The organism is Polaribacter glomeratus (assembly GCF_002954665.1).
GTDB classification, from domain to species: domain Bacteria; phylum Bacteroidota; class Bacteroidia; order Flavobacteriales; family Flavobacteriaceae; genus Polaribacter; species Polaribacter glomeratus.
The window spans coordinates 1-2,854 of record NZ_MSCM01000004.1; the positions used below are offsets into that span (position 1 = coordinate 1).

Sequence of the window (2,854 nt, forward strand, 5' to 3'; positions counted from 1 at the left end):
GTTGTAGACACCACAATACCGGTACTTACATTAACAGGAGTAAATCCACAAATTATAGATGTAAACACGCCTTATTTAGAATTAGGTGCAACTGCGAGTGATAATTACGATTTAGATATTACAGATAATATTTTAATAAATACGTTAGCAGTAGATTTAACGACGGTTGGTTCTTATTTGGTTACTTATAATGTTTTAGATTCTTCTGGCAATGCTGCAGTAGCATTAACAAGAACGGTATTTGTTTTAGAACATGGAAAACCATGGGCAAAGGATGATGTTTCCTCTCCATTTGTTTACAATAGTAAAGACAATTTAGTTGATGTTTTAGCAAATGATAGTTTTGGTATTGATGGTGCAATTGACAAAGGCTTGACGATGGTTAATGGAACAAGTTCAAATGCCAGTACAAATGGTGGTGCAATTCGAGTAGAAAGAAATAACACTTTAGATACGATGGATGATCTTATTATCTATTCAGCACCCAAGGACTTTAGTGGTGTAGACACTTTTAAATATACGATTACAGATGCCACAGGACATGCATCAACAGGTATTGCAACGATAACCGTTTCAGAACAAAGAACAGATGTTCCAACCGCTTTAAAAGATGCTTTTCCAGTTATTTCTGATACAGAAACTTTGTTAAATGTATTATCAAATGATATTTTTGGAACCGATGGTGCAGGATCTTTAAGTTTAAATGGAGCAAGTACAAGTACCGCAGGATTTGCAATTTCAATAGATGTAGGTGCAACGGCAGGTGCTTTAGATGATACCGTAAAATATTTTCCAACAGGCGGTTTTACAGGAACAGATAGTTTTACCTATACGATTACAGATGCAAATGGAGATACAGCAACAGCAATTGTAACACTTACGGTTCGTTCAGCCAAACCAGTAAATGGCAAACCAATAGCTGTAGATGATTTAATTACACCTGCAATTGTATACAATAGTATCGAGAATAGTATTGCTGTTTTACCAAATGATAACTTTGGAACCGACGGAGCAAGTACAACACATTCTTTAAGATTATTAAAAGGACGTAGATCAAGTATTAGTGCTAATAAGGGAGTTATCAGATTAGCAGATGATGTTATTTTATATTCAGCACCAAGAGATTTTACAGGAGAAGATACTTTTCAATATGTTATTACAGATGCAAGTGGAGACGCTTCCACGGGAACGGTAACATTAACTGTTGCCCCCGAAGTTTTAACACCAGGCCCCGTAGCAGATTTTATATCAGTTGATAAAAACAGTATCGATAATTTAATAGATGTAGTAGCCAACGATAATTTAGGGGCTACAGGAGTTGGTCGTATGTTAATTATGAGTACCTCTCATTTAACAGCACCAACAGCACAAGGAGGTGTTATTAATTTATTTGATAACGGTACCCCAGCAGATGCTACAGATGATAAGATATTATATACCCCAGCAACAAACTTTACAGGTATAGACACTTTTGCGTATTACTTAGAGGTAGATGGGGTTGAGTATACAAACGGTAGTGTAACTATAACTGTAAATTCAGTAGCATCAGTACATAACACACCAACAGCGGTAGATGATTTTGTTACCGCACCAGTTGCCTACAACAGTAAGGACACTACTATTGATGTTTTAGCCAATGACGATTTTGGGAGTGATGGCGCTATTGATAAAGGCTTAACGATGGTTAATGGAACCAGTTCAAATGCAAGTGCAAATGGAGGTGAAATACGAGTAGAAAGAAATAACACTTTAAATACGATGGATGATGTGATTATTTATTCAGCTCCAAAAGACTTTAGCGGTGTAGATACTTTTAAATATACGATTACAGATTTAAGCGGAGAAGCATCAACAGCTACAGCAACGATTACCGTTTCAGTACAAAGAACAGATCTTCCGATAGCAGAACAAGATTCTTTTGATGTTATTTCAGGAAGAGAGACTTTATTAACAGTACTAGGGAATGATGATTTTGGAACAGATGGCGAAGGAATTTTAAGCTTAAACGGAGTAACTACAAGTTTAGAAGGATTTGCAATTTCAATAGATTTAGGTGCAACTTTAGCTATATCAGATAATAAGGTAAGTTATACGGCAACAGGCGGATTTATCGGTACGGACAGTTTTAGTTATACTATTACAGACGCAAATGGAGATACAGCAACGGCAATTGTAAGGCTTAGAGTTGCAGCACCAGCAAATACGAAGCCTACTGCTAATGATGATGTTGTAACGGTAGTTATCAATAGTGTAAATAATATTTTTAACGTAACGTTGAATGACGATTACGAAGCAGAAGGACAGAATGCAACCCATGCTTTAAGGCTTAGAAATGGTAAATCTTTTACAGAAAGCACAAAAGGAGGAAAAATAAGTGTAGATGATGGGAATATTTTATATAGCCCACCAACAGATTTTGATGGTACAGATTCTTTTATTTATACGATTACAGATTTAAGTGGAGATGCTTCAACAGCAACTGTAACAATAAAAGTAGCAGCAGCTAAAACAGAAACTACAAATGATGGGCAAGAGCAGATTACTAAAAACGAGTTTTTAGTGTATCCAAATCCGTCAAATGGTTATGTAAAAACGACGGTGTTTAGTACGATTAACACGACGGCTACAATTTCATTATTTGATGTTACTGGAAAGGTTATTTACAGCAGTGTAGAACAAATAACAACAGGTAAGAATGAAGTAGATTTTAATGTAAATGTAAAAGCTGGTGTTTTGTTCTTGAGAGTACTAAGTAAAGAAGTAAACTTCGGAACTTCAAAAATTGTATTCAAATAAATTAAAGTAAAGTTTATCATAAAAAAAAGAGGAAAGTTTTTAAACTTCCTCTTTTTTG

At 35.3% G+C, this 2,854-nt stretch carries 1 protein-coding gene; it reads left to right on the forward strand.

The features are described from left to right. The coding region (locus tag BTO16_RS17325; RefSeq protein WP_146105435.1) for an Ig-like domain-containing protein at positions 1–2,796 on the forward strand (2,796 nt) is incomplete at its 5' end. Positions 2,797–2,854 lie beyond the last annotated feature (58 nt).